Here is a 23,011-nt window from a genome sequence, read left to right as displayed (position 1 = left end):
CTTTACTCGCGGTCGATGGTGACGGAGTTGACTTTGATCTCCTTGGCCGGCTTGTCGTTGGCGACGGTCTTGGCTTTCGAGATCTTGGTGACCAACTCCATGCCTTCGACCACCTCGCCGAAGATGGTGTGCTTGCCGGTGAGCCAGGCGGTGGGCGCCACGGTGATGAAGAACTGCGAGCCGTTGGTGCCGGGACCGGCGTTGGCCATGGCCAGCTTGCCGGGCTTATCGAACTTGTGGGGCGAGCCCGTGGTCTCGTCGCCGAACTGGTAGCCGGGACCACCGAAGCCGGTGCCGGCCGGGTCGCCACCCTGGATCATGAAATCAGGGATGACGCGGTGGAAGATGGAGCCGTCGTAGAGTTTGTCTTTGGATTTCGCGCGGGTGACAGGATGCGTCCATTCGCGCTTGCCCTCGGCAAGGTCGGTGAAGTTCTTCACCGTGATGGGCGCATCACCATCGAACAGGCGGCAGACGATCTTGCCTTCGGTGGTGTCGAGTGTCGCGTACGTACCGGGCTGGCGAGCCATCGTTTCCTCTTTCGTTTACGGCGGATAGTTGATGTGTTGGGTGAGACGGTGCGAGCGCCGTCTCCACCGTGCTATTTCTTGGTAGCCGGCTTTTTCGCGGGGGCCGGTTTTGCTGCCGGTTTGGCCGCGGGCTTCGATGCCGCACCCATGCCGGTGATGGTGATGCTCGTGATCTTCACCGGATCGAACGGACGATTGGTGCGCGCGTCGTTGGGCATGCGGGCGATCTTCTTGACCAGAGCGACGCTGGCGGTGTCGCACTGTCCGAAGATGGTGTGCTTCATGTTGAGGTGCGGTGTGGGGACCTCGGTGATGAAGAACTGCGAGCCGTTGGTGTTCGGTCCGGAGTTCGCCATGGCGAGGCGGCCGGGTCGGTCGAACTTGAGCGTGGGCGTGAACTCGTCTTCGAAGGTGTAGCCGGGTGAGCCGGTGCCGTTGCCGATGGGATCGCCGCCCTGGATCATGAAGTTGGGGATCACGCGGTGGAAGATGGTCCCGGTATAAAGGGGCACGCCGTGCTTGGCGGTGCCGGTCATGGGATTCTTCCAGTCCTTGGTGCCTTGCGCGAGGCCGACGAAGTTGGCGACCGTCTTGGGCGCCTTGTCGGGGAAGAGCACGCAGGTGAGCTTGCCGGCGGTGGTGTTGAAGACGGCGGTGGGGCGGCCAGCTGGTTTGGCGGCGGGCTTCGCAGGCGATTCTCTGCCCGCGGCTGGCTGGGAGGAAGTCTGGGCAGCGAGCGGCAAGGTCAGCGCGCAGATGAGAAACGAGAGTACGACTCGACGCATCGGGAGTTCTCCTATTTCTTTGGTTGGGATGGCTTTTGCGCAGCGGGCTTTCCCTGGTCCTCGAGCGCGGGATCGCGATGGAAGCCGCTGGCCTCTTCCTGGTGGATCGTTTTCGACGTGCGCTCGACCTCGCGGAAGACACGCAGCAGGTTCTCGCCGAGGATCTTCTTCATGTCGGCAGCGGAATAGCCCCGCTGCATGAGCGCGGCGGTGATCTTGGGGAGGTCAGCGGCGCTATCGATGCCGGCGGGCAGGCAAGGGACGCCATCGAAATCCGAGCCCAGGCCGGCGTGGTCCACGCCGGCGACCTTGGCGATGTGGTCGATGTGGTCAATGAGCGACTTGAGCGGCGGGCGCGGGATCTTCGCCGCCCACTGCTTGCCCACGCGGTCGGCGATCATCCACGGCACCTGCGCGCCGGGATGCTGCTGCGCGTACGCCTTCTCGGCCGTGTCGATGGCGGCGTTACGGTCTTTGGTCTGCGCGGCGAAGGCCTTGCGGAAATCCTCGTCGATAAAGGCGGGGAAGAAATTAACCATCACTACGCCGCCGTTGCGCGCCACGGCGCGCAGCATATCGTCGGTCATGTTGCGCGGGTGGTTGGTGAGCGAGCGCGAGGACGAGTGCGACGCAATGACGGGGGCGCGGCTGATGAGCATGGTATCGAAGAACGTCTTGTCGGAGACGTGCGAGACGTCCACCATCATGCCCAACTGGTTCATCTCGCGGACGACCTGCTTGCCGAAGGGCGTGAGGCCGTTGTGGTGCTGGACCTTTTCGTCAGTGACGTCGCCGGAAGAGTCGGCCCACTCGTTGGTATTCGACCAAGTCAGCGTCATGTAGCGGACGCCGAGGCGATAGAAATCGCGCAGCACGGGCAGGGAATCCTCGATGGCGTGTCCGCCCTCGAGGCCCATCAGCGCGGCGAACTTCTTCTTGGGGCCGGTGCGGGCTTTGACGATGTCGGCCGCGCTGAAGGCCATCACCATCTGGTCAGGATGTTTCTCCGCTTGCTGGTAGACGCTGTCGATGAGGTCGAGCGCGCGCTTGGCGTAGTGACCTTTGTTGGCTTCGGGCTCGACCCAGATGGAAAAGAACTCCGCGCCCAGGTTGCCGGCCTTGGCTTTGCCGAAATCGAGATGGCCTTCGCTGACCGGCGTGTTCGTGGCGAGGTCGAAAGGTTCGTCGAGCAAGCGCTGCGGCGTGTCGGCGTGCGTGTCGATGACGATGGCCGAGGCGTGGACGGCGGCAGCGTCGGCCCTGGCAGACTTCTTCTTGGAAGCGGGTTGGGGGGTGGCTTGTGCCATGCAGGCCGAACTCAGCAGCAGGGCAGTCGAGAGTAGCAGAAGTCTACGCATCGGACCTCGGTGGCTAAGCCGCATTCAAATCGCAAGGCCTGGTCCCTCGCCTCGCGCTCGCTCGCCTGGGGCTCGGCTCGCACTCGCTCGGGATGGCAGGTCCTTACGAAAGCTTACGTGGTAAAGAAATCCTTGATGGCCTGGCCGACGACAGCGCGGCCGACGTTGGCGATGGCCTTGGTCAGCGGGATGTCCTTGGGGCAGATCTCCACGCAATTCTGGGCGTATCCACACTCGTGGATGCCGCCATCGCCCATCAGCGCGCGCAAACGCTCCGGCGCCTGCGTCTGTCCGGTCGGGTTGAGGTTGAAGAGCTGCACCTGCGCGATGGTCGCCGCGCCGACGAAGCCGGTGTGCTCGTTGAACTGCGGGCAGACCTCCATGCAGCAGGTGCACGAGATGCAGCGCGAATAAGGATATTCTTCCGCCTGCTGCGCCTCCGACTGCCGCGGTCCGGGCCCGAGGTCGTAGGTGCCATCGATGGGGATCCAGGCTTTTACGCGCTTCAAGTTCTCGAACAGCACCAGGCGTTCGACCGCGAGATCGCGCACGATAGGGAACTTGGAGAGCGGCTCGAGCTGGACCGGCTGGTCGAGGTTGTCGATGAGCGCGGAGCATGCCATCCGCGCCCTGCCGTTGATGAGCATGGCGCAAGAGCCGCAAACCTCTTCCAGGCAGTTGGAGTCGTAAGTGATGGGCGTGGTCGCCTTGCCGTCCTTTGTCTTCGGCGCCATGGCGATCTCCATGAGGACGGAGATCACGTTCATGTTGGGACGCCAAGGCAGCTCGAAATCTTCCCAATAGGCGGCGACGTCGGGGTTGGGCTGACGCTTGATCTTCAGTCGGATCGTCTTGTCTGCCATTTTTTCTCCAGGGTCGCCGCAACGCCACTCGCGTCGCCCGCCGCGGCGGGCTCCGCTCCGCGCTCACCCTTTCAGAACACTCGTCCTCGAAGTCCTGCCACCAAGAGTAATGCCCCCACCAGGATACCGAGCAACAGTTCCAGGCCGGGTATCACGTCATGCGCATAGGCCATCACCGCCAGGATGACGACGCCGACCACGATGAATAGTATTCGCCAGGCGTTCATCAGGTTGCCATGTCGTAGCGTCTCGGTCGTGGTGGGAGCAATGAGATATCCACCTGTTCGAATTCAAACTTGGGCTCGTCGGCATCGGGCGCAAAGGTAGCTTTGGTGGTCTTCAGCCAATTCTTGTCGTCGCGCTCCGGGAAGTCGGGTTTGTAATGCGCACCGCGCGATTCATCGCGCATCGCCGCGCCCTGCGCGACCACGCGCGCGAGTTGCAGCATGTTATAGAGCTGGCGCGCGAAGGCGATGGTGGTGTTCGCCCACATCGTCCGGTCACTGAGGTTGATGTGGCGGAAGCGCTCGATCAATTCGACCAGCTTGGCGTCTGCCGCGCGGATGTTCTTGTTGTAGCGGATGACCGTGCAGTCCTTGGTCATGAGTTCGCCCATCTCGCGCCAGATGCGGAACGGGTTCTCCGAGCCATCCGACGACATGAGGCGCGCGTTGATCTCTTCCTGGCGCTTCTTCTCCGCTTCGTAGACGGTGCTGGAGACTTCTTCGTAACGCTTCTTCAGTCCCTTGGCATACTTCACCGCTTCGGGCCCGCCGACGAAGCCTCCCCAGATGCATGAGACCAGCGAGTTCGCGCCCAGGCGGTTGGCGCCGTGATACTGGTACTCGCACTCACCGGCCGCGAGGATGCCGGGGATGTTGGTGTGCTGCTTGAAATCCACCCACACCCCGCCCATGGTGTAGTGCATGCCGGGGAAGATCTTCATCGGGACCTTGCGCGGATCGTCGCCCACGAACTTCTCGTAGATCTCGAGGATGCCCTCGAGTTTCTTATCGAGGATGGCGCGGTCGATGTGGGTGAGGTCGAGGTAGACCATGGGCTGTCCGTCGATGCCGAGGTTGTACTCGTAGACGACCTTATGGATGGCACGCGTGGCTACGTCGCGCGGCACCAGGTTTCCGTACTTGGGATACCACTCCTCGAGGAAGTACCAGCGGTCATTTGCCGGGATGGAGAGTGGATCGCGCTTGTCGCCCAACTTTTTCGGCACCCAGACGCGTCCACCTTCGCCGCGTGCAGATTCTGACATCAGCCGCAACTTATCTTCCCCGGGGATCGAGGTGGGATGCACCTGGATGAATTCCCCGTTGGCGTAGTAGCAGCCCTGCTGATAAAGCGCGGACTGCGCCGAGCCGGTGCAGACCACGGAGTTGGTCGACTTGCCGAAGATGGCGCCGATGCCGCCGGTGCAGATGAGGATCGCGTCGGCGGGGAAGGTGCGGACCTCCATGGTGCGAAGATCCATGGCGCAGATGCCGCGGCAGACTTTTTCGTCGTCGAGCACAGCGGAGAGAAACTCCCAATGCTCGAACTTCCGCACCCGGCCCTCGCTCTCGTGGCGGCGGACCTGCTCATCGAGGGCGTAGAGCAACTGCTGTCCGGTGGTAGCGCCGGCGAAAGCAGTGCGGTGGTAGAGCGTGCCGCCGAAGCGGCGGAAGTCGAGCAGGCCCTCGGGAGTGCGATTGAACGTAACGCCCATGCGATCGAGCAGGTCGATGATGGCGGGCGCGGCCTCGCACATCTCTTTGACCGGAGGCTGGTTGGCGAGGAAATCGCCACCATAGATGGTGTCGTCAAAATGCTTCCAGGTGGAATCTCCCTCACCCTTGAGGTTCTTCGCGGCGTTGATGCCGCCCTGCGCGCACACCGAGTGCGAGCGCTTGACCGGGACGATGGAGAAGAGGTCGACGTGACCGCCGGCCTCGGCGATCTTGATGACGGCAGCCAAGCCGGCCAATCCGCCTCCCACTACGATGACTTTCGGCGCAGCTGACATTCGTTATCTCGTCTCTCTCATCTCTTATCCACTGGTTGGGTGGCGGGAGCAGGTTTGGTACGCAAGTCGTCCGCACTCTCGTCGGCGGGCTGCCGCGGCGTGGTGAGGAAGCTGCGAATGCTCAGCATGCCCACGCCGCTGATGGTCAGGAAGATGATCATGCAGACCACCAGGAAGCGGCGGCGCGCTTGGTCGCCGACGGTGATGCCCCACTTCGCGCAGAACAACCAGATGCCGTAGGCAAAGTGCCAGGAGGCGGCGAGCAGTCCCACGAGGTAGAACGCCAGTTGCCACGCAATGACCAATTCGCTCTGCACCTTGCCAAAGGAAGCGCCGGGATGCGCGTGCAGGTCGATGCCGGCAAAGCGCAGATGCCACACGTGCCAACCGATGTAGGCGAAGGCGATCACGCCTGTCCAGCGCTGCACGGTGTACATCCAGTTGCCCTGCCACGGATACGCGGCCACGTTGGACTCGCCGCGATACCAGATGTAGAAACCGAAAAGCGCGTGGAAGAGGATGGGTAGCCAGATGCCGAACGCTTCCAGGAAGAGGACGAGGGGAAGTGAGCCGAGGAACTTGACCTGGTTGGCGTAAGCTTCCGGGCCGTTCAGAGCGGTGGCGTTCGAAACCAGGATGTGCTCGACCAGGAAGGCGCCGACGGGAATGATGCCACTGATGGAATGCAGGCGGCGGAGCAGGAAGGAATGTCCCTGGCCGGCGCGGAGCGGCGCCACGCCGGGACGAACGGTGTGCGTCTCCGGCTGGGGGCTTACTCGAGAAGCCATTGCGAGGTGCTCTCCTTGAGATTCGGGCGCTCGCCGTGGAACCTTGCATTATCAGAGCTAGCTTCACATCGCGTCAAGAAGATCGCCCGAGCGGGCGATTTTGGGCGGCAGCGCTTGTGCGGCGGAAGCTGCTGGATATAATGACCGGCGACAGCTTCCCAGCGCAGGAGACCCACTGATGGCCACACCGGTATTGGCTTTTGCCCAGCTTGCCAACGAATGCGAAGCGGAAGGACTTGCCCCGAAGAACGCGGACAAGATCGGCGCCGAGCTGGCGAAGACGTTCAACGTGCAACCCGACGAGGTCGCGGTGCTGAAGGTGGACAAGCTAAGCCTGATGTTCGCCTATCCGACGAAGCTGGGGCACGTGGGCAGCATCCCGATCAATTCGTCGTCGTCGATCGCGGGACGCACGGCAACGACGAAGCGCGCCGAGATCATCAACAACTTCGCCCAGACCAAGCACGCCAGCGTGTTCGAATCGGTCGACCTGGGCAGCAAACCGAAAGGCGCGGTGCCGGGCGAGAAGGTCGATAAGCACGCGCACGTGATCCAGAAACTGATGTCGGTGCCGGTGGTGACGGCGGCCGGCGTGGTGGGCGTGATCCAGATCTCGCGCAAAGGATTGAGCGCACCGGCTGCTGGTCCAGATTTCTCGCCCGTCGACCTGCAGAAACTGGTGACGATCGCGACCGCGCTGGGGAAGATATTCAAGTAATCACAGCGCCGGCGCCTGCCGGCGGGCTTGCTGGCGGTACCAGGCAAGGAACTTCGAGAAGGCGAGGCCGCGGTGGCTTACCGCGGCCTTTTCTTCGGGCGAGAGTTCCGCGAAGGTCTTCTTCAGCCGGTCGGAGTAGAACAGCGGGTCGTAACCAAAGCCGCGCGTCCCACGCGCGGCGGGGAGGATGCTGCCCTCGGCTTCGCCGCGGAAGGTGGCGAGCACACCGCCGCCGCGAGCGGCGGCGATGACGCAGACGAAGCACGCGCGACGTTGTTCCTCGGGAGTGGCTTTCAGTTCGCGCAGCAGGCGAGCGTTATTGTCGGCGTCGCCGGAGTTCGTAGCGGCGGCATCGGCGGCGGCAGAGTCGCTCCCCAGCGTGGCGTAGCGCGCGGAGGTGACGCCAGGGGCGCCACCGAGCGCGTCTACTTCGAGGCCGGAATCGTCCGCCAGGACGATGGCGGCGGCGTCCTTCAGGCTGCGGCTGTACTCCTCGGCTTTCTTGCGGGCGTTCGCTTCGAAGGTCGCTCCGGTCTCCTCGACCGGCGGCAGCGAGGCGAAGCCGGGAAGCGCGGCGACTTCTATCCCGAAGATGGCGGCCGCGCCGGCGAAGTCACGCAGCTTGCCGGAGTTCGAAGTCGCGAGGTAGATGCGGGGCGTTTGAACCATCTCACTCAAACCAGCCGCTGCGGTAGGCGATCCACCAGCTGGCGACCGTGAGGGGGATAGTGGCGAGCAGTCCCCACCACAAACCGAGCGCGGCATCGGCGATCAGGGAGAGCACGGCGAGCGTGAGCCAGAAGATCTTCTTCTGCATCGCTTTTCTCGTACACCAGCCTCTCCTTCAGCAAGCCTCCGCTCAGGCGCCGCCATGTGCCGGTTCCTTGCGCAGCGCGGCGAGGTAGGCGGAGGTTTTCTGTTCAGGCTGCTTGAGCAGGCTGAGGGCATCGCGCACCAGGGTGGCAGCGGCTTCCATCTCGGGCTGTACCACGATGGTGGCGCCGGCGTTGAGGAAGAATTCGTAGTCGCGCTGGCGGTGGGCACGGACGAGCACCGGCGCGCGCTGGTTCAGCTTGCGCACCTGCTGGATGATGGCCTCGGCGCGGCTGGGCTGCACCACCGCGATCATCACGGCCGCCGCAGAGGCGGTGTGGGCGTGTTCGAGGATGCGGGGCTGGGTGGCGTCCCCGAAGATGCAGGGCACGCCGCGCTGGCGCAGGGTGCGGATGTGTTCGGGATCGAGATCGATGACGCCATACTTGATGCCGAACTGCTCGAAGGCCTTGGCCGCCATTTCGCCGACTTCGGTGTAGCCGCAGATGAGCACATGTCCGGAGAGCTGTGCGACGACTGGGTCGCTCTCCTCCACCGGGGCGACCTTCTTCGAGGTCCGCAGCCGGGCCGCCCAGGCGGGCGCAAACTTCACCAGCGCGGCGTTGATGAGGATGGTGACGAGCGAAGCCGCCAGCGTGGCGTTGTAAACGTCGTCGCCCACGACCTGCGCGCCGCGCGCGACCTGCACGAAGACGTAAGAGAACTCGCCGATCTGGGTGAGTCCGACGGCGACCAGGAGCGCAGTCCAGATGGGATAGCGGAAGAGTTTGACGATGGCGAGCCAGAGCAGGAACTTGCCCACGATGATGAGCGCGACCATCGCCAGCACCATCTCCATGAGTGCGGCGCTGGCGAAGACGGACTGCGGGTCCATCAAGAGGCCGATGGTCACAAAGAAAAGTGCCACGAACATGTCGCGCAAGGGGAAGAGCTGCGTAAGACTCTGGTGCGCGTACTCCGAGCCGCTGATGAGCAGGCCGCCGATGAAGGCGCCGAGCGCGAGGGAGAGTCCCATGGCCTGGGTAAGCGCGGCGCCACCGAAGCAGATGGCGATGACCACGACAAAGAAGAGTTCGGTATCCTGCGTCCGAGCGACGCGTCGCATGATGGGCGGGATGACTTTAGCGGCGAGAAAGAATGCCGGCACCAGGACGAGCGCAGCCTTCCCCAGCTCGTGGGCGAGGTGCTGGAGCGATTGCAGGTCGGGCGACTTGAAGGTCGGGATGAGCACGATGAGCACGACCGCCGCGAGGTCCTCGACCAGCGTGATGGCGATGGTGACGCGGCCATGCTCGGTCTGCACTTCGCCACGGTCCATGAGCAGGCGCATGAGCACCATGGTGCTGGTGACGGAGATGACGGCGCCGATGACGAGGCTCGTCGCCATCGGCCATCCCAGCAGCTTGCCCGCGCCAACGCCCATGGCGATGGCAAGCACGATGCCGATGGGACCGCCGATGAGCGCGACCCACTTCACCTGGAGCAGATCTTTTATGGAGAACTCGATGCCGACGGAGAACATCAGGAAGATGACGCCGAGCTCGGCGAAGGCTTCGAGTGCGCTGACGTCGTGCACGGAAGGGCCGGGAGTGAGCGGGCTGAGCGCGATGCCGGCGAGCACGTAGCCGAGGATCAGGGGTTGGCGCAGGCGCCAGGCGAGGCCTCCGCCGACGATGGCGGCGATGAAGACGTAGGCGAGATCGCGAAAGAGGTAGTGAGTATCCATGCGGCGGAGAGGGCCCAGCGTACTGTGAACCGCGGCAGGGGTCAACGTTGGTAGATCGTGATCCACTGAAACCGTAAAACGATTGCGGCTCCGCGCCCTGATGTGAGACTCTGCCGTCGTTCTCCGTAAGCCTATCTGCAAACCTCATGCCCGGCCCACAGCAGCGCCTTGCCTACATCGACTGGATGCGCGGTCTCGCGTGCGTCCTCATGTTCCAGACGCACGCCTACGATGCTTGGCTGAGCCCCGAGGCGCGCAAGACCACGTTCTTCATGTGGTCGCAACTGCTGGGCACTTTTCCCGCTCCGCTCTTCTTGTTCCTTGCCGGCATCTCGTTCGCGCTGGTGACTGACAAGCTGCGCTCCAAGGGAGCGCTGCCCGCCGAGGTGGCGAAGACGACCATCCGGCGCGGCGCGGAGATCTACGGACTGGGTTTGCTCTTTCGCCTGCAGGAATACATGCTCAGTTTCCCGTGGGCGCCGTGGACCGACCTTCTCCGCATGGACGTGCTCAACAACATCGGCATCTCGATGATGCTGATGGGTGTGTTGTGCTGGGTTACGTCGATGACGCCGACGTCGGCGGCGGATCCGTTAGCGGCGCGGAAGCGCGGCATCGTAGCTTCGGGCGCGGCAGCGCTCGCCATCGCGATGGTCACCCCGCTGGTCTGGACGACGTGGCGCTCGTCGGCGCTCATGTGGTGGATGCCGTGGTGGCTCGAGACTTTCATCGACGGCTGCCACAACCTGGGCGAACCCCAAGCGTGGCTTTTCCCGATATTCCCGTGGACGGCGTTCGCCTTCGCCGGGCTGGCGTGCGGGTTCGTCCTGCAAAGCGAGTGGGCAAAATCAAAGCTAGCGGCAGCGGTGGCGCTGGTCGGCGCGACGGGCGGCGCGCTCATCCTGCTCGGCCGCTGGTTCGACCATAGTCCGTGGCAGCTCTACGCCGTCTACGACTTCTGGCGCACCAGCCCAAACTTTTTCCTCATCCGCGTGGGCATGCTGATGGTCATCGTGCTCGCCGCCTATGCGTGGTGCCGCTGGGGCGCGGGACAGTGGGGATTCAGTCCGCTGGTGCAGTTGGGGCAAACGTCGCTGCTTGTCTATTGGGTACACATCGAGTTCGTCTACGGACGTTTCTCCATCATGAAGAAGGGACAGCAGAGCCTAGCAGGCGCCTCGGCGGGCCTCGCCATCATCACGCTCTCGATGCTGCTGCTGTCGATCGCACGCACGCGGATGAAGGACAGCAAACTCGATGTCCGGACGCTGGTGGGAAAGCTGTTCGCACGCAAAGCAGCGAGCGCGGGGGCGAGCCAGTAGGGAAGAGAATGGCGCGCCCAAGAGGAGTCGAACCTCTAACCTTTCGGTTCGTAGCCGAATGCTCTATCCATTGAGCTATGGGCGCGCTAACTAAAAGCGGCAGGTAAGCCAGTTTATCAGAGTGGTCTGGATTCGCGCGAGGGCGCGGGGTGGGCCAGCGGCTGCAGAAAAGTAAAACGGACGCTCCAGAAAACCTCTGGCCGAAGTTTATCTTCGAGAGCGTCCGCTTTACGCGCCACTTCGTCTGCTGAGGTACAGAGCAGCTCTGTGGCCACGCACGCCCCGTTGAAAACAAGTCAGTTAGTGCATGTAAGGTCGGAATCTCCGGGCAGGATTTTCCTGCCGCAAGCAACTTTTACCCTGAGTCTCTGGATCCGGGGAGGATGAGGGTTCAGACGAGCTTGATCTTTTCCTTGAGGTCGAGCCCGGCGCCGCGCAACAGGGAAGCGACGTCAGCGTCGTTGAGGCGGGTGGCGTCGTACTCGACGGTGACAGTACGGTTGCGCTCGTCGAAGCCGAGGCGGCGGATGCCGTAGACCTCGCGCACGGCGTTGATGGCTCGGAGCTCGCGCTCGCCGGGCGGCGTGTCATAGCGGTAACAAACATCCAGGGCGGTCATCGCTCCCCACTATATCCTGCCGGTCGCGGCGGAAAAAGAATCCTGCCATCCCGTGCCGCCATCCAACTTGACATATACCCCTAGGGGGTATGTAGGGTGGAAGGATGATGAAGCCAAAACGGAAAGCTGCGGGCATCGATCCTGCGATCAAGGCGGCGAACCTGAAACGCCTGCGCCGGATCGAGGGTCAGGTACGCGGCCTGGAAAAGATGGTGGCAGATGACCGCTACTGTGCCGACATCCTGGTGCAGCTGTCGTCGGTGCAAGCAGCCTTGCGTGCGGTCGGTCGCGAGCTGATGCGCAACCACCTGCGCCACTGCGCGCACGATGCGATGGCGAAAGGCGATCGGGCACAGGCCAATGCCATGCATGACGAGCTACTGGAGCTGATGTACAAGCACATCCGCTGAAGGCGCGTTCTTTTAAGGAACCCATGCCGAACGAGACGGAAAACAGAGCAGTGATCGATCCCGTCTGCGGGATGACGGTGGACCCTGAACGTGCGCGCGCGGCGTCGCCGGCAAGAGTTGCCGAACATCTCGGCAAGACGTACTACTTCTGTAGCCCGGGCTGCTTGGAGAAGTTCAAGGCAGATCCGGAAAAGGATCTGCAGTCGAAGGCTGCTGCTGCCGCACCAAAGCCGCTCGGCTTGCCGACAGCATCGAAGCCTGCACAGGTCACTCAGCCAGTGCCCGCGGCAGCGGCCACCGAGTACACGTGTCCGATGCATCCGGAGATCGTGCGCAGCGGGCCGGGAAGTTGCCCGATCTGCGGCATGGCCCTCGAGCCGCGCACCGTGACCGGTCACGCGGTCGACGATAGCGAGTTGCGGAACATGACGCGGCGCTTCTGGGTGTCGGTCGCATTCACCGTACCGCTGCTCGCCATCGCGATGGCTGACCTGCTGCCGGGCATGCCACTGCAACATTCTCTCGGCGCGCGCACGCTGGCCTGGATCCAGTTCGCGCTCGCGAGCGTTCCGGTGCTATGGGGCGGATGGCCGTTCTTCGAGCGCGCCGTCGCTTCGCTGCGCACCCGACACCTGAACATGTTCACGCTGATCGGGATGGGTGTGTCCGTGGCCTACGGGTACAGCCTGGTAGCGACGCTCGCTCCGCAGATATTCCCGGCGACGATGCGCGGTGCGATGGGGCAGCCCGACGTCTATTACGAGGTCGCGGCGGCGATCACCGTGCTCGTCCTGTTGGGACAGGTGCTCGAACTGCGCGCCCGTTCGCAGACGGGGAGCGCCATCCGCGCGCTGCTCGACCTCTCGCCGAAGATGGCGGTGCGCATCCGGCCGGACGGCGCGGAAGAAACGGTCCCGCTCGAGCAGGTGCAAGCAGGCGACAAGTTGCGCGCGCGTCCGGGGGAAAAGATTCCGGTGGACGGCGTGGTGCTCGAAGGCGCGAGCGCGGTGGATGAGTCCATGGTGACGGGCGAAGCGGTGCCGGTGGAGAAGACCGCCGGCGCGCGTGTGATCGGAGCGACGGTCAACGGCACCGGTTCGCTGGTGATCCGCGCCGAGCGCGTGGGCTCCGAGACGCTGCTGGCGCAGATCGTCCGCATGGTAGGTGAAGCACAGCGCAGCCGCGCGCCCATCCAAGGTCTGGCAGACAAAGTCTCCGGCTACTTCGTGCCAGCGGTGATTGCCATCGCGGTGGTCGCGTTCGCGGCGTGGATGCAGTGGGGTCCGCAGCCGCGCTTCGCGCACGCCATGGTGAGCGCGGTGGCGGTGCTGATCATCGCCTGCCCGTGTGCGCTTGGCCTCGCCACGCCGATGGCGATCATGGTGGCGACGGGACGCGGCGCGCATGCCGGCGTGCTCATCCGCAACGCCGAAGCGCTCGAGACCATGGAGAAGGTGGACGTGCTCGTGCTCGATAAGACAGGCACGCTCACCGAAGGCAAGCCGAAGCTAACCGGCGTGGTCACGCTCGGGACGCTGAGCGAGAGCGAATTGCTGCGGCTGGCGGCGGGCCTGGAACGGGCGAGCGAGCATCCGTTGGCCGCGGCGATCGCGCGGGGCGCGGAAGAGCGCGGCCTGCGGCTTACCGGCGCGAGCGATTTCCGCTCGCTTACCGGCAAGGGCGTGCTCGGGCGCGTGGACGGCAGAGACGTCGCCGTAGGAAACCGGGCGCTGCTCGAAGAGTTGCGACTCAGCTCTGCGGAACTGGAGCAGCGGGCTGAAGAGCTGCGTCGGGAAAGCCCGACGGCGACGGTGATGTTCGTCGCGGTGGAGGGAAGGGCCGCCGGGCTGCTCGCGGTCGCTGATCCGATCAAGGCGTCGACGGAAGAAGCGTTGCGCTTGCTCGCCGAAGAAGGCGTGCGCGTGGTGATGTTGACCGGCGACAGCCGCGCGACGGCGGAAGCGGTGGCCCGCGAGCTTGGCATCACGGAATTCCGCGCGGAGGTCCTGCCGGCGGACAAACTCAAAGTCATCAAGGAGTTTCAGGCCGAGGGACACGTGGTCGCGATGGCGGGCGATGGCATCAACGACGCGCCGGCGCTCGCGCAGGCCGACGTGGGGATCGCGATGGGCACCGGAACCGACGTGGCGATGGAGAGTGGCGGCATCACACTGGTGAAGGGCGACTTGCGGGGCATCGTGCGGGCGCGGCGGCTGAGCAAGGTGACGATGCGCAACATCCGGCAAAACCTGTTCTTCGCCTTCGTCTACAACGCGCTGGGCGTGCCGGTGGCGGCGGGAGTGTTGTATCCGCTGCTGGGGAGGGCGGGATTGCTGAATCCGATGCTGGCTGCGGCGGCGATGAGCCTGAGTTCGGTCTCGGTTATCGGGAACTCGCTGCGCCTGCGGCGGGCGCAGTTGTAGCGCCGGCGGTGACCTGGCGCAAGTAGGTGATCATCTCAGGGTCAGTCCAGTCGACGGGGCCGACGAGCTTGCGCTGGACGATGCCGTTGCGGTCGATGATGTAGGTCTCGGGAAAGCCGGTGGCGCCATAAAGTTCCGCGCTCTTGCGCGAGGGCTCGCGTACCGCGAGCAGCCCTTCGGCGCCGTAGTCATGCAGGAATTTGCGGTAGATGGCCTCGTCTTCGTCCACGCTGACGGTGAAGACGGTGACCTGGTCGCGCAACTGCTGTTGCATCTTTACCAGCGAAGGGACTTCGTCGACGCAGGGCGGGCACCACGTCGCCCAGAAATTAAGCACGACGACCTTGCCGCGCAGGCTGCTGAGCGCGACGCGCCGGTCACCATCTTGCACGGTGAAATCGGGCGCTTGGCGGTTCACGAATTTAGGATGCTCACCGCGATCACAGGCGGTGACCAAGGGGAGCAATGCGAGAAGACAGAGGAGACGCCTCACGCCGCTATAATAACTGCTTCCTGCTTCGCGAACATGAGCCACAGCTTGAACAGCTCGACGGCACCCCTAGGTTTGCAACCCATGGGTTTGCTGACGCCGCACAAGTCGCCGGAGGTCTCGGTCTCCGTCATTGTCCCGGCGCGCAATGAGGAGGCCTGTATCGGGGCATGCCTGGCGTCCTTGGTGACTCAAGAAGGGGTTTCGAAAGAAATTATTTTGGTGGATGACGGTTCGACCGACCGGACGCGCGAGCTTGCCGCTGCCTTTGGCGGCGTGCACGTGATCGACGCTGGCTTCCGCGGCGAAGGCTGGGGAGGGAAGTCGAACGCGCTGTGGACGGCGGCGCAGCAGGCCCGCGGCGCGTGGCTGCTGTTCACTGACGCCGACACCGTCCACGCACCCGGCTCACTGGTCTTGGCGGTCGCCGAGGCGAAGGCCAAGCGTGTCGCGTTGCTCTCGTATTCGCCCGAGCAGGAGGTCCGCGGATTCTGGGAGCGTGCGGTCATGCCCGTGATCTTCGCCGAGCTGGCTGCAAGCTATCGTCCGCAGGAGGTGAGCGACCCGGCGAGCGCGGCGGCCGCAGCCAACGGACAATACCTCCTGATCGAGCGCGAGGCCTACTTCGCCATCGGCGGACACGCTGCGGTCGCGACCAGCCTGCTCGAAGACGTGGAGCTGGCGCGCGCGATGAAGAAGAGCGGCCGCGCTATCACATTCCGCTTTGGCGGCGACGCCGTCCGCACGTGGATGTATCGGAGCTTTCCGCAGCTCTGCGAGGGCTGGACAAAGAATCTTGCGCTGTTGTTTCCCGCGACGGTTTCGCTCGCGCTGCTGCGGCTTGCCGAGTTTGCGCTGATGGTGGGAAGCGCGGCGGTGGCAGCGTTCGAACTTCAGCGCGGACGCGTGGCGCCGGCGGCGCTGCTGGCCGTGGTGGCCATCATGTTCTACTCGTTCTTCTTCACGCGCATCCGCAGAGCGCATTTCGGATGGGCGTCGAACCTGCTGGCGTTGTTTGGCCTGCCGGTATTCTCGCTTCTTCTGCTGCGCTCGCACATCCATTACAAGGTGCGCAAGAGCGTGACGTGGAAGGGCCGCGAATACGCGGTCAAGCAGCCGGTGGAGGGCTGAGCAGAGATGGCGATGGTCTACCTCACGCGCAAGGCAGAGTTCAGCGCTTCGCACTACTACCACAACGACGCTTTCTCGCCCGAGGAGAACCGGCGCGTCTTCGGCAAATGCAATAACCCGAACGGCCATGGGCACAACTACACGCTCGAGGTCACGGTGAAGGGCGAGGTGGATGGGCGGTCAGGGTTCGTGGTGGACCTGAAGGACCTGAAAGAAACGATGAACCGCGAGGTGATCGACGCGATGGACCATCGCTTCCTTAATAAGGAGGTGGCAGAGTTCAAGACGGCGATCCCGACCACGGAGAATCTGGCCATCGCGATCTGGAAAAGGCTGGAAGGCAAGCTGAGCGTGGCGCGGCTGCATCGGGTGCGCGTCTACGAGACGCCGGACCTGTTTGTTGACGTCTTTGGGGATTGAACGGCTGGGGGATTAAAGGCGGGGCGATTGACCGAAGACCGAAGGAATATGAAGGCGCACCTGACAAGACGCTATTGGTTCTCGGCCTCGCACCGTCTGCATTCGGAGGCGATGTCGGAGGAAGAGAACCGCCGGGTGTATGGCAAGTGCAACAATCCGTACGGACACGGCCACAACTACGCCCTCGAGGTGACGGTGAGCGGCGCCGTGGATGCCGCGACCGGGATGGTGTGCGACCTGGTGGAGCTTGACGGATTCGTCGAGGGGCACGTACTCGAGAAATTCGGGCACACGAACTTGAACACGCTGGGCGACTTTGGCGGGGTGGTACCGAGGGTCCCGACCACCGAGAACCTGTGCATCGTGATCTACGACCTGCTGGAGAAAGGATTCAAGCCGGCGCGAGTGGAGAAAGTGCGGTTGGAAGAGACTATGCTGAATTCGTTCGAATATGCCGCGGAAGGGAACTGAGAGTCTGATGGGAGCGCAGAAGACCGAACCTTTATCGCTGACCAGCGCGAGCTTTGAAGAGCTTACGCGCGAACTGCTCGTGCGCCTGGGCGAAGATCCCGAACGCGAAGGGCTGGTGCGCACGCCCGAGCGCATGGCCAAGGCGCTGCAATATCTGACCAAGGGCTATCAGGAAGATCCGAAGGAGATCCTGAACAACGCGCTCTTCAGCGAGAACTACGATGAGATGGTCATCGTAAAGGACGTCGAGATGTTCAGCCTCTGCGAGCACCACGTGCTGCCGTTCTACGGCAAGGTACACGTGGCCTACGTGCCCAACGGCAAAGTGATCGGCTTGAGCAAGGTTCCGCGGCTGATCGATGTGTTTGCGCGCCGGTTGCAGATACAAGAGCGCCTGACCACGCAGATCGCCGAGACCATCATGGAGGCGATCCAGCCGCAAGGCGTGGGCGTGGTGATCGAGGCGCGCCACCTGTGCATGATGATGCGCGGGGTGGAGAAGCAACATTCGGCGGCGGTCACGTCGTCCATGCTCGGGTTGTTCCGCGACTGCCAGGAAACGCGCGCCGAGTTCCTCGCGCTCATCCGCGGCAGGAACGGTAACGGGAGCTAGACGCAACCTCGCCAAACATGGCTAAGAAGCTCACCGCGAAGACGTCCACAAAGTCGCCGATGCCGGCTCCGCCCTCCGCCGGCGCAGAGAAGCCGCGCAAGCCGCGCGGTGGGCGTTTCGTGCTTTCCGGCGGGCCAGCGCTGCAAGGGCAAGTCGCCGTCGTCACCGGCGGAAGCAAGGGCATCGGATTGGCGATCTCCGAAGCGCTTGCGGCCGAGGGCTGCAAGGTCATCCTCTTTGGGCGCGACCGCGCCGCGCTGCGCCACGCCACCACGGTGCTCTCGAAATATGGCAATCCGGTGCTGCCGGTCGAGGGCGACGTGACCGAGGAAATATCCGTGATCTCGCTATTTGAGGAGGTGCGGCGGCGCTTTGGGCGCGTCGACATCCTGGTGAACAACGCGGGCATTGCGCCGGGCGCGAGCATCGCGGAGACGCACCTCGACGTCTGGCGTAAGACGATCGACACCAACCTTACCGGGACGTTTCTGTGTGCGCGCGCCGCGCTGCCGCTGATGAAAGCGGGCGGCACCATCGTGAACAATCTTTCCATCATGGCGGAGGTGGTTTTCCCCAACATGGCGGCCTACGCCGCCTCGAAGCATGGCGCGTTGGGCTTCACCAAAGCGTTGCGGCTGGAGGTGAAGGACCGCGGCATCCGCGTGATCGCGCTCGTGCCGGGCGCGGTGGACACGGACATCTGGGACCAGTTTTTCCCCGACGCGCCGCGCGAGAAGATGTTGGCGCCGGAGACGGTTGCCGCCATGCTCATCACCGCACTGCGGCTCCCCGCGGACAGCACCGCCGAGGAGATACGAATCATGCCGACCAGTGGCGTGCTGTAAACCCACCACGCATCGAGGTACCTATGGGACATGACTTGCAGGACACGATAGCGCTGCTGGTGCGCACTCCCGTGGCACTCAATGCGCTGCTCCGCGATCTACCGGAGAAGTGGACGTCTCGAAATGAAGGCAACGAGACGTGGAGCGCGTTCGATATCGTCGGTCATCTGATTCATGGGGAACGCACTGATTGGATACCGCGGGTGAGGATGGTGCTTCAGTCCGGCGACACCAAAGCGTTCGAGCCCTTCGATCGGTTGGCACAGATGCGCGAGAGCCAAAGCAGGTCGCTGAACGAGTTGTTGGATGAGTTCGCCCGGTTGCGCTCGCAAAACCTGAACGAGCTGCGCGCATTGAATCTGCGGCCAGAAGACCTCGAGCGGCGTGGACGGCATCCTGCGCTGGGCGTGGTCACTCTCTCCGAGTTGCTGGCGACCTGGGCGGCCCACGACTTGACCCATCTTCACCAGCTCTCCCGGGTCATGGCCCATCAATATCGCGAAGCCGTGGGCCCGTGGAGTGCATACCTTGGAGTACTGCAGTGCCAAGGCCACAGCTCTTAGGCTCGCGACCAACTCACTCCCAATTAGCGTAGGTATAGCGGCGGGCGCGCTGCGGAAAGATCTTGATGAGCGCGACGCCGGTGAGGAATCCTCCGACGTGCGCCCAGAAGGCGACGCCGCCGGAGCTTTGTCCCGCAGGCGTGATCGAGGTGGCGGCGCCGCTGAGGAATTGCAGCACGAACCAGTAGCCGAGGATGAGCCACGCCGGCAGCCACGTAAGGTAGAGGAAGAAGAACGGCACGAGCGTGAGTACGCGCGCGGAAGGGAAGAGGACGAAGTACGCGCCCATGACTCCGGCGATGGCTCCGCTGGCGCCGACGCTGGGAATGTCGGACCCGAGGTTGAAGAGGATGTGCGCCCCCGAGGCGGCGATACCGCAGACCAGATAAAGGATGAAGTAGCGCAGGTGGCCGAGGTGGTCTTCGATGTTGTCCCCAAAGATCCAGAGGAACCACATGTTGGCGATGACGTGCAGCCAGGATGCGTGCAGAAACATGGAAGTAAGTATGGGCAGGAAATTGAGCCAGCCGGCGCCGGTCATGTCCACGCCGTGGACCAGCGAAGTGATGTGCGAGGGGACGACGCCGAACTCGTAGACCAGCTCCATCCGCGGCCCCGGCGGCAGCGAGACCTCGAAGAGGAAGACGATGAGGTTCATGGCGACGAGGAAATAGGTGACGAAGGGCACGGTGGAGCGCGGCGCGTCGTCGCGTAGAGGGATCATGAAAGAGTCGGGGGATTCGATGCACCTGCGCACCGCCGCGTCGCACGGGAGCAAGAAGGGTTGACCGGGGAGCGAGGCAGCGTCCACGATAGCAGAAGGGAGCGGATGAACGTGAACGGCGTCCTGGTGATCGACAAGCCGGCGGGCATGACCTCGCACGATGTGGTCTATCGTGTGCGCAAGATCGTGGGCGAACGGTCGGTCGGGCACCTGGGGACGCTCGATCCCATGGCGACGGGCGTGCTGCCGCTCGTCCTCGGCAACATGACGCGGCTGGCGCAGTTCTATCTGAAGTCCGACAAGCGCTACGAGGGGACGATCCGCTTTGGCTTTGCGACCGACACCTATGACGCCGAAGGCGAGCCGGCGGGCACGCCACAACCGGTCAACGTGACGGTGGACCGGCTGCGCGAGATGGCGAAGCGGTTCACCGGCCAGATCCAGCAGACGCCGCCGCCGTTCTCGGCGAAGAAGATCGGCGGCGTACCGGCGTACAAACTGGCGCGCAAGAACAAGGAAGTGACGCTCGAGCCGGTCGAGGTCGAGGTCAAGGAACTCGTGATCGTGACGTTGACTGGCAAGGATGCCGCCTTCCGGGCGCACGTGAGCAGCGGTACATACCTGCGGTCCATCGCCCATGACCTAGGCCAGGTGCTGGGGATAGGAGCGCACCTGGCGAGCTTGCGGCGGGTGTCCGTTGCTGAGTTCGGGTTAGGGCAGGCGCACACCCTGGAGAAGCTTCAGGAATCGGCGACGGCGGGAACGGCGGAGCTGGCCGCGCTCTTCGTCCATCCGCGGGAGATCCTGCCGGCAATGCCGGCGGTCACCGCCGACGAGGAAACGGCGGCGCGCATCCGGCATGGCATGGCGGTCAACCTGCCCGAGACGTCGTGTGCCGGACTGGTGAAGGTGTTCGCGGGTCAGAGGGAACTAATCGCCATCGTGGCGCGGGTGGCGGGGACGCTGTTTCAGCCGAAGATCGTCTTAGTCGGGAACCCCTAGGCAATCCTTAATGGGGATATACAACGTCCGATAACAGATATTATGTTAACTACTGAATCTGGCTAATGAATCCGCGGCCACCTCGCCTACGGCTTTGCCATTATTCCCGCTAGATCGGCCCTGAGGCGTTCGACCGCCGCTACCCTTTCCGGCGTGGCCTCCACGACCTCTTGCTTGGCTTGGAAGACCTGGGCGCCATCCTTCTCGACCAGGACGCCCATGACTTCCCCCATCCGCCAGCCGGGTGTGCCGATGATGCGGAGGCCGGCGGGCGTGGGCTCGACCAAGGCGATGGCGCCATCGCGGAGCACGCCGACTGCGCGCGGGTAGCGCTCGAAGGTCTGGACGTCGAAGCCGGCGGCGTAGAGTTCGGCGAGCTGGTGGGCGGGATCGGGCATGGCGGCTTGTGAGATCGTCGGCGGTGAGATCCTGCGCACTTCGCGGCGCGCTCAGGATGACGCTACATCTTGTAGCGGCCGAGGTCTTCGTCGTTGAGGCCTTCGAGCCATTTGCGCAGCTCGTCCGACGAGATGCGGTCACTGACGGCGCTGGCGAGCTTCGAGGTCTTGAGCACCTGGTCGTCGACGAAGATTGGGCAATCGAGGCGCAGGGCGACGGCGAGGGCGTCCGAAGGGCGCGAATCCACGCTGATGATGTGGCCGTCGCGCTCCAGCCAGATGACGGCATAGAACGTATCCTCACGCAGCTCGCTGACCACCACCTTGTGGACCTGTGTGTCCAAGCCAAGCAGCAGGTTCTTGATGAGGTCGTGGGTCATGGGACGCGGCGTTGCGACCTTCTCGATCTCGAGGGCGATGGCGTTGGCCTCATAGATGCCCACCCAGATGGGCAGCACCGAGTCCGAGGCCGGGTCTTTGAGGATGACAATGGGCATGTTGGTGACCGGGTCCATCATCAGACCGCGTATCTTCATCTCGACTTCCATAGTCCCTCCTCGGCCCACAGCGGCGTTCCCTGCCGCTCATTCTAACCCCGCGCGCAAGCGACTGGGTGCACCACCAAGTTAGACCATCACGCCGACCAAGCTGTTGGGAAAACTCTGCGTGATCTCGACGCTCACATACGACCCGTTCGCCGGGGCGATGGGATGCCTCGCGATAAAGTTCACCGTCTTGTTCTGCGAGCTGCGTCCGACGACCTGGCCGCGCTGCGTATTCAGCCCTTCAACCATTACTTCAAGTGTACACCCCACATGCTTGGCGTAGTTAACCCGCTGGATCTCACGCTGGGTCTCCTGCAAGAGCTGGAGGCGCTGTGACTTCTCCTCATCCGGGATCGGATCGGCGAGGTGGAGGGCGGGCGTGTTCGGGCGGGGCGAGTACTTGAAGGCAAAGACGCCGTCGTATTGCACATGCTCAAGCAGCGCGAGCGACTCCTCGAAGTCCGCGGCGGTCTCGCCGGGGAATCCGACGATCACGTCGGTGGTCATGGAGATGGGCCGCCGTGCGGCTTTCATCCAGGCAACGCGTTCGAGGTACTGCTCGCGCGTGTACTCGCGCAGCATGGCTTTGAGGACGCGGGACGACCCGCTCTGCACCGGCAGGTGGACGTGGTCGCAGAGCGAAGGCACGGCGTCGATGGCGTCGACGATGTCTTTGCTGAAATCGCGCGGATGCGAGGTGGTGAAGCGCACGCGGCGGATGCCAACGACTTCCCCGACGGCCGTCAGCAGTTCCGCGAACGACTTTTTGCCCAGCGGATCGCGATACGAGTTCACGTTCTGGCCGAGGAGTTGGATATCGGTGTATCCCTGGTCAGCCATCGCGCGCGCCTCGGCGAGCACGGAGTCCGAGGTGCGGCTGCGCTCCTTGCCGCGCGTGTAGGGCACGACGCAATAGGCGCAGAACTTGTCGCAACCTTCGATGATGGTGATGTATCCGCGATGCGGGTTAGAGCGCGCGGTGAACTCGGTCTCGAAGGTCTGGTCGGTCTGGCGGTCGTCGAGTCCGGTGACGCGGCGGTTCCCTGCCTCGATCTGCACCAGCAATTCGGGCAGCTTGTGATACGAGGCCGAGCCGGCGACGAGCGAGACGTAGGGCGCGCGCTCGAAGATCTTCTCGCCTTCCTGCTGCGCCACGCAGCCGAGCACGCCGAAGCGCTTGCCTTGCGCGGCCAGCTTTTTGTAGTCCTGCAGGCGGTGGAAGACTTTTTGCTCGGCCTTATCGCGGATGGAGCACGTGTTGTAAAGGATGAGGTCCGCGGCAGTCTCTTCCTCGACCTGGCGATAGCCTTGCGAGACGAGCGTGCCGATGACTTTCTCGGAGTCATGGACGTTCATCTGGCAGCCAAACGTCTCGAGGTAGAAGGTTTTGTCGGCGGCGGACATGCCCATCAGTAT

At 63.6% G+C, this 23,011-nt stretch carries 27 protein-coding genes and 1 tRNA gene; 11 read left to right on the top strand and 17 right to left on the bottom strand.

Annotated elements, in window-relative coordinates:
* Window positions 1-2: 2 nt before the first annotated feature.
* From M3P27_11020 to M3P27_10990, 7 genes are all read right to left on the bottom strand, one after another.
* Window positions 3-530, bottom strand: a complete 528-nt coding sequence (locus tag M3P27_11020; GenBank protein MDP9268838.1) for a peptidylprolyl isomerase — start codon at window positions 528-530, stop codon at window positions 3-5.
* Window positions 531-601: 71 nt separating this feature from the next.
* On the bottom strand, window positions 602-1,147 hold the full coding sequence (locus M3P27_11015) for a peptidylprolyl isomerase (protein MDP9268837.1): 546 nt from the start codon (window positions 1,145-1,147) through the stop codon (window positions 602-604).
* Between the two features lie 179 nt (window positions 1,148-1,326).
* Window positions 1,327-2,673: a dipeptidase gene (locus M3P27_11010; protein ID MDP9268836.1), complete on the bottom strand. Its 1,347-nt coding sequence runs from the start codon at window positions 2,671-2,673 to the stop codon at window positions 1,327-1,329.
* A 113-nt stretch (window positions 2,674-2,786) separates the two neighbouring features.
* Window positions 2,787-3,536 (bottom strand): succinate dehydrogenase iron-sulfur subunit, encoded by a 750-nt coding sequence (gene sdhB, locus M3P27_11005; protein MDP9268835.1) that lies wholly within the window; start codon window positions 3,534-3,536, stop codon window positions 2,787-2,789.
* A 71-nt stretch (window positions 3,537-3,607) separates the two neighbouring features.
* Window positions 3,608-3,763, bottom strand: a complete 156-nt coding sequence (locus M3P27_11000) for a hypothetical protein (GenBank protein ID MDP9268834.1) — start codon at window positions 3,761-3,763, stop codon at window positions 3,608-3,610.
* On the bottom strand, window positions 3,763-5,553 hold the full coding sequence (gene sdhA, locus M3P27_10995) for a succinate dehydrogenase flavoprotein subunit (GenBank protein ID MDP9268833.1): 1,791 nt from the start codon (window positions 5,551-5,553) through the stop codon (window positions 3,763-3,765). The genes M3P27_11000 and sdhA overlap by 1 nt, the downstream gene beginning before the upstream one ends.
* 17 nt (window positions 5,554-5,570) lie before the next feature.
* Complete coding sequence (locus M3P27_10990; GenBank protein ID MDP9268832.1) at window positions 5,571-6,341, bottom strand: succinate dehydrogenase cytochrome b558 subunit; 771 nt, start codon at window positions 6,339-6,341, stop codon at window positions 5,571-5,573.
* A gap of 178 nt (window positions 6,342-6,519) precedes the next feature.
* On the opposite strand from M3P27_10990, the gene M3P27_10985 reads away from it, so the two are divergent.
* The gene (locus M3P27_10985) at window positions 6,520-7,059 is read left to right on the top strand and encodes a hypothetical protein (protein MDP9268831.1); all 540 of its coding nucleotides are present in this window, start codon (window positions 6,520-6,522) and stop codon (window positions 7,057-7,059) included.
* On the opposite strand, the gene rdgB is transcribed toward M3P27_10985, so the two are convergent.
* The 3 genes from rdgB to M3P27_10970 are packed head-to-tail and all read right to left on the bottom strand — an operon-like array spanning window position 7,060 to window position 9,619.
* Window positions 7,060-7,728: an RdgB/HAM1 family non-canonical purine NTP pyrophosphatase gene (rdgB, locus tag M3P27_10980; protein ID MDP9268830.1), complete on the bottom strand. Its 669-nt coding sequence runs from the start codon at window positions 7,726-7,728 to the stop codon at window positions 7,060-7,062.
* Between the two features lies 1 nt (window position 7,729).
* Window positions 7,730-7,876, bottom strand: a complete 147-nt coding sequence (locus M3P27_10975) for a hypothetical protein (protein ID MDP9268829.1) — start codon at window positions 7,874-7,876, stop codon at window positions 7,730-7,732.
* A 42-nt stretch (window positions 7,877-7,918) separates the two neighbouring features.
* Window positions 7,919-9,619, bottom strand: coding sequence for a cation:proton antiporter (locus tag M3P27_10970; GenBank protein ID MDP9268828.1), 1,701 nt, complete (start codon window positions 9,617-9,619; stop codon window positions 7,919-7,921).
* A gap of 146 nt (window positions 9,620-9,765) precedes the next feature.
* Here M3P27_10970 and M3P27_10965 point away from each other — a divergent pair, with 146 nt between their 5' ends.
* Complete coding sequence (locus M3P27_10965) at window positions 9,766-10,941, top strand: DUF1624 domain-containing protein (GenBank protein MDP9268827.1); 1,176 nt, start codon at window positions 9,766-9,768, stop codon at window positions 10,939-10,941.
* A 9-nt stretch (window positions 10,942-10,950) separates the two neighbouring features.
* On the opposite strand, the gene M3P27_10960 is transcribed toward M3P27_10965, so the two are convergent.
* Window positions 10,951-11,026 (bottom strand) — tRNA-Arg (locus tag M3P27_10960).
* 306 nt (window positions 11,027-11,332) lie between these two features.
* The gene (locus tag M3P27_10955) at window positions 11,333-11,560 is read right to left on the bottom strand and encodes a hypothetical protein (GenBank protein ID MDP9268826.1); all 228 of its coding nucleotides are present in this window, start codon (window positions 11,558-11,560) and stop codon (window positions 11,333-11,335) included.
* 104 nt (window positions 11,561-11,664) lie between these two features.
* Between M3P27_10955 and M3P27_10950 the strand changes: the two genes are divergently transcribed.
* Window positions 11,665-11,970: a metal-sensitive transcriptional regulator gene (locus M3P27_10950; GenBank protein MDP9268825.1), complete on the top strand. Its 306-nt coding sequence runs from the start codon at window positions 11,665-11,667 to the stop codon at window positions 11,968-11,970.
* A gap of 23 nt (window positions 11,971-11,993) precedes the next feature.
* Window positions 11,994-14,393 (top strand): heavy metal translocating P-type ATPase, encoded by a 2,400-nt coding sequence (locus M3P27_10945; GenBank protein ID MDP9268824.1) that lies wholly within the window; start codon window positions 11,994-11,996, stop codon window positions 14,391-14,393.
* Here the strand turns inward: M3P27_10945 and M3P27_10940 are convergent.
* The gene (locus tag M3P27_10940; protein MDP9268823.1) at window positions 14,353-14,811 is read right to left on the bottom strand and encodes a TlpA family protein disulfide reductase; all 459 of its coding nucleotides are present in this window, start codon (window positions 14,809-14,811) and stop codon (window positions 14,353-14,355) included. The two genes, M3P27_10945 and M3P27_10940, sit on opposite strands and share 41 nt — an antisense overlap.
* 156 nt (window positions 14,812-14,967) lie before the next feature.
* Here M3P27_10940 and M3P27_10935 point away from each other — a divergent pair, with 156 nt between their 5' ends.
* The 6 genes from M3P27_10935 to M3P27_10910 are packed head-to-tail and all read left to right on the top strand — an operon-like array spanning window position 14,968 to window position 18,926.
* A complete protein-coding gene (locus tag M3P27_10935; protein MDP9268822.1) occupies window positions 14,968-16,014 on the top strand; it encodes a glycosyltransferase family 2 protein in 1,047 nt (348 codons plus the stop codon).
* 12 nt (window positions 16,015-16,026) lie between these two features.
* Window positions 16,027-16,434, top strand: coding sequence for a 6-carboxytetrahydropterin synthase (locus M3P27_10930; protein MDP9268821.1), 408 nt, complete (start codon window positions 16,027-16,029; stop codon window positions 16,432-16,434).
* Between the two features lie 48 nt (window positions 16,435-16,482).
* Window positions 16,483-16,905 (top strand): 6-carboxytetrahydropterin synthase, encoded by a 423-nt coding sequence (locus tag M3P27_10925; protein MDP9268820.1) that lies wholly within the window; start codon window positions 16,483-16,485, stop codon window positions 16,903-16,905.
* 7 nt (window positions 16,906-16,912) lie between these two features.
* On the top strand, window positions 16,913-17,518 hold the full coding sequence (gene folE, locus M3P27_10920) for a GTP cyclohydrolase I FolE (protein ID MDP9268819.1): 606 nt from the start codon (window positions 16,913-16,915) through the stop codon (window positions 17,516-17,518).
* Between the two features lie 17 nt (window positions 17,519-17,535).
* The gene (locus M3P27_10915) at window positions 17,536-18,363 is read left to right on the top strand and encodes an SDR family oxidoreductase (protein ID MDP9268818.1); all 828 of its coding nucleotides are present in this window, start codon (window positions 17,536-17,538) and stop codon (window positions 18,361-18,363) included.
* Window positions 18,364-18,386: 23 nt separating this feature from the next.
* Entirely contained in the window at window positions 18,387-18,926 is a 540-nt protein-coding gene (locus M3P27_10910; protein MDP9268817.1) for a DinB family protein, read from the top strand.
* A 13-nt stretch (window positions 18,927-18,939) separates the two neighbouring features.
* Here the strand turns inward: M3P27_10910 and M3P27_10905 are convergent, their stop codons facing one another.
* On the bottom strand, window positions 18,940-19,650 hold the full coding sequence (locus tag M3P27_10905; protein ID MDP9268816.1) for a rhomboid family intramembrane serine protease: 711 nt from the start codon (window positions 19,648-19,650) through the stop codon (window positions 18,940-18,942).
* A gap of 111 nt (window positions 19,651-19,761) precedes the next feature.
* On the opposite strand from M3P27_10905, the gene truB reads away from it, so the two are divergent.
* The gene (gene truB / locus M3P27_10900; protein MDP9268815.1) at window positions 19,762-20,652 is read left to right on the top strand and encodes a tRNA pseudouridine(55) synthase TruB; all 891 of its coding nucleotides are present in this window, start codon (window positions 19,762-19,764) and stop codon (window positions 20,650-20,652) included.
* Between the two features lie 86 nt (window positions 20,653-20,738).
* Here truB and M3P27_10895 read toward each other — a convergent pair whose 3' ends face one another.
* The 3 genes from M3P27_10895 to miaB all read right to left on the bottom strand — a co-directional run bounded on the left by M3P27_10895 (window position 20,739) and on the right by miaB (window position 23,005).
* On the bottom strand, window positions 20,739-21,050 hold the full coding sequence (locus tag M3P27_10895) for a hypothetical protein (GenBank protein ID MDP9268814.1): 312 nt from the start codon (window positions 21,048-21,050) through the stop codon (window positions 20,739-20,741).
* Window positions 21,051-21,112: 62 nt separating this feature from the next.
* On the bottom strand, window positions 21,113-21,598 hold the full coding sequence (locus M3P27_10890; protein ID MDP9268813.1) for a bifunctional nuclease family protein: 486 nt from the start codon (window positions 21,596-21,598) through the stop codon (window positions 21,113-21,115).
* A 78-nt stretch (window positions 21,599-21,676) separates the two neighbouring features.
* Window positions 21,677-23,005, bottom strand: coding sequence for a tRNA (N6-isopentenyl adenosine(37)-C2)-methylthiotransferase MiaB (gene miaB, locus M3P27_10885; GenBank protein MDP9268812.1), 1,329 nt, complete (start codon window positions 23,003-23,005; stop codon window positions 21,677-21,679).
* Window positions 23,006-23,011 lie beyond the last annotated feature (6 nt).

Source organism: Acidobacteriota bacterium, from assembly GCA_030774055.1.
Classification (GTDB): Bacteria; Acidobacteriota; Terriglobia; order Terriglobales; family Acidobacteriaceae; genus JACPNR01.
This window is presented reverse-complemented; position numbering and strand designations above follow the sequence as displayed.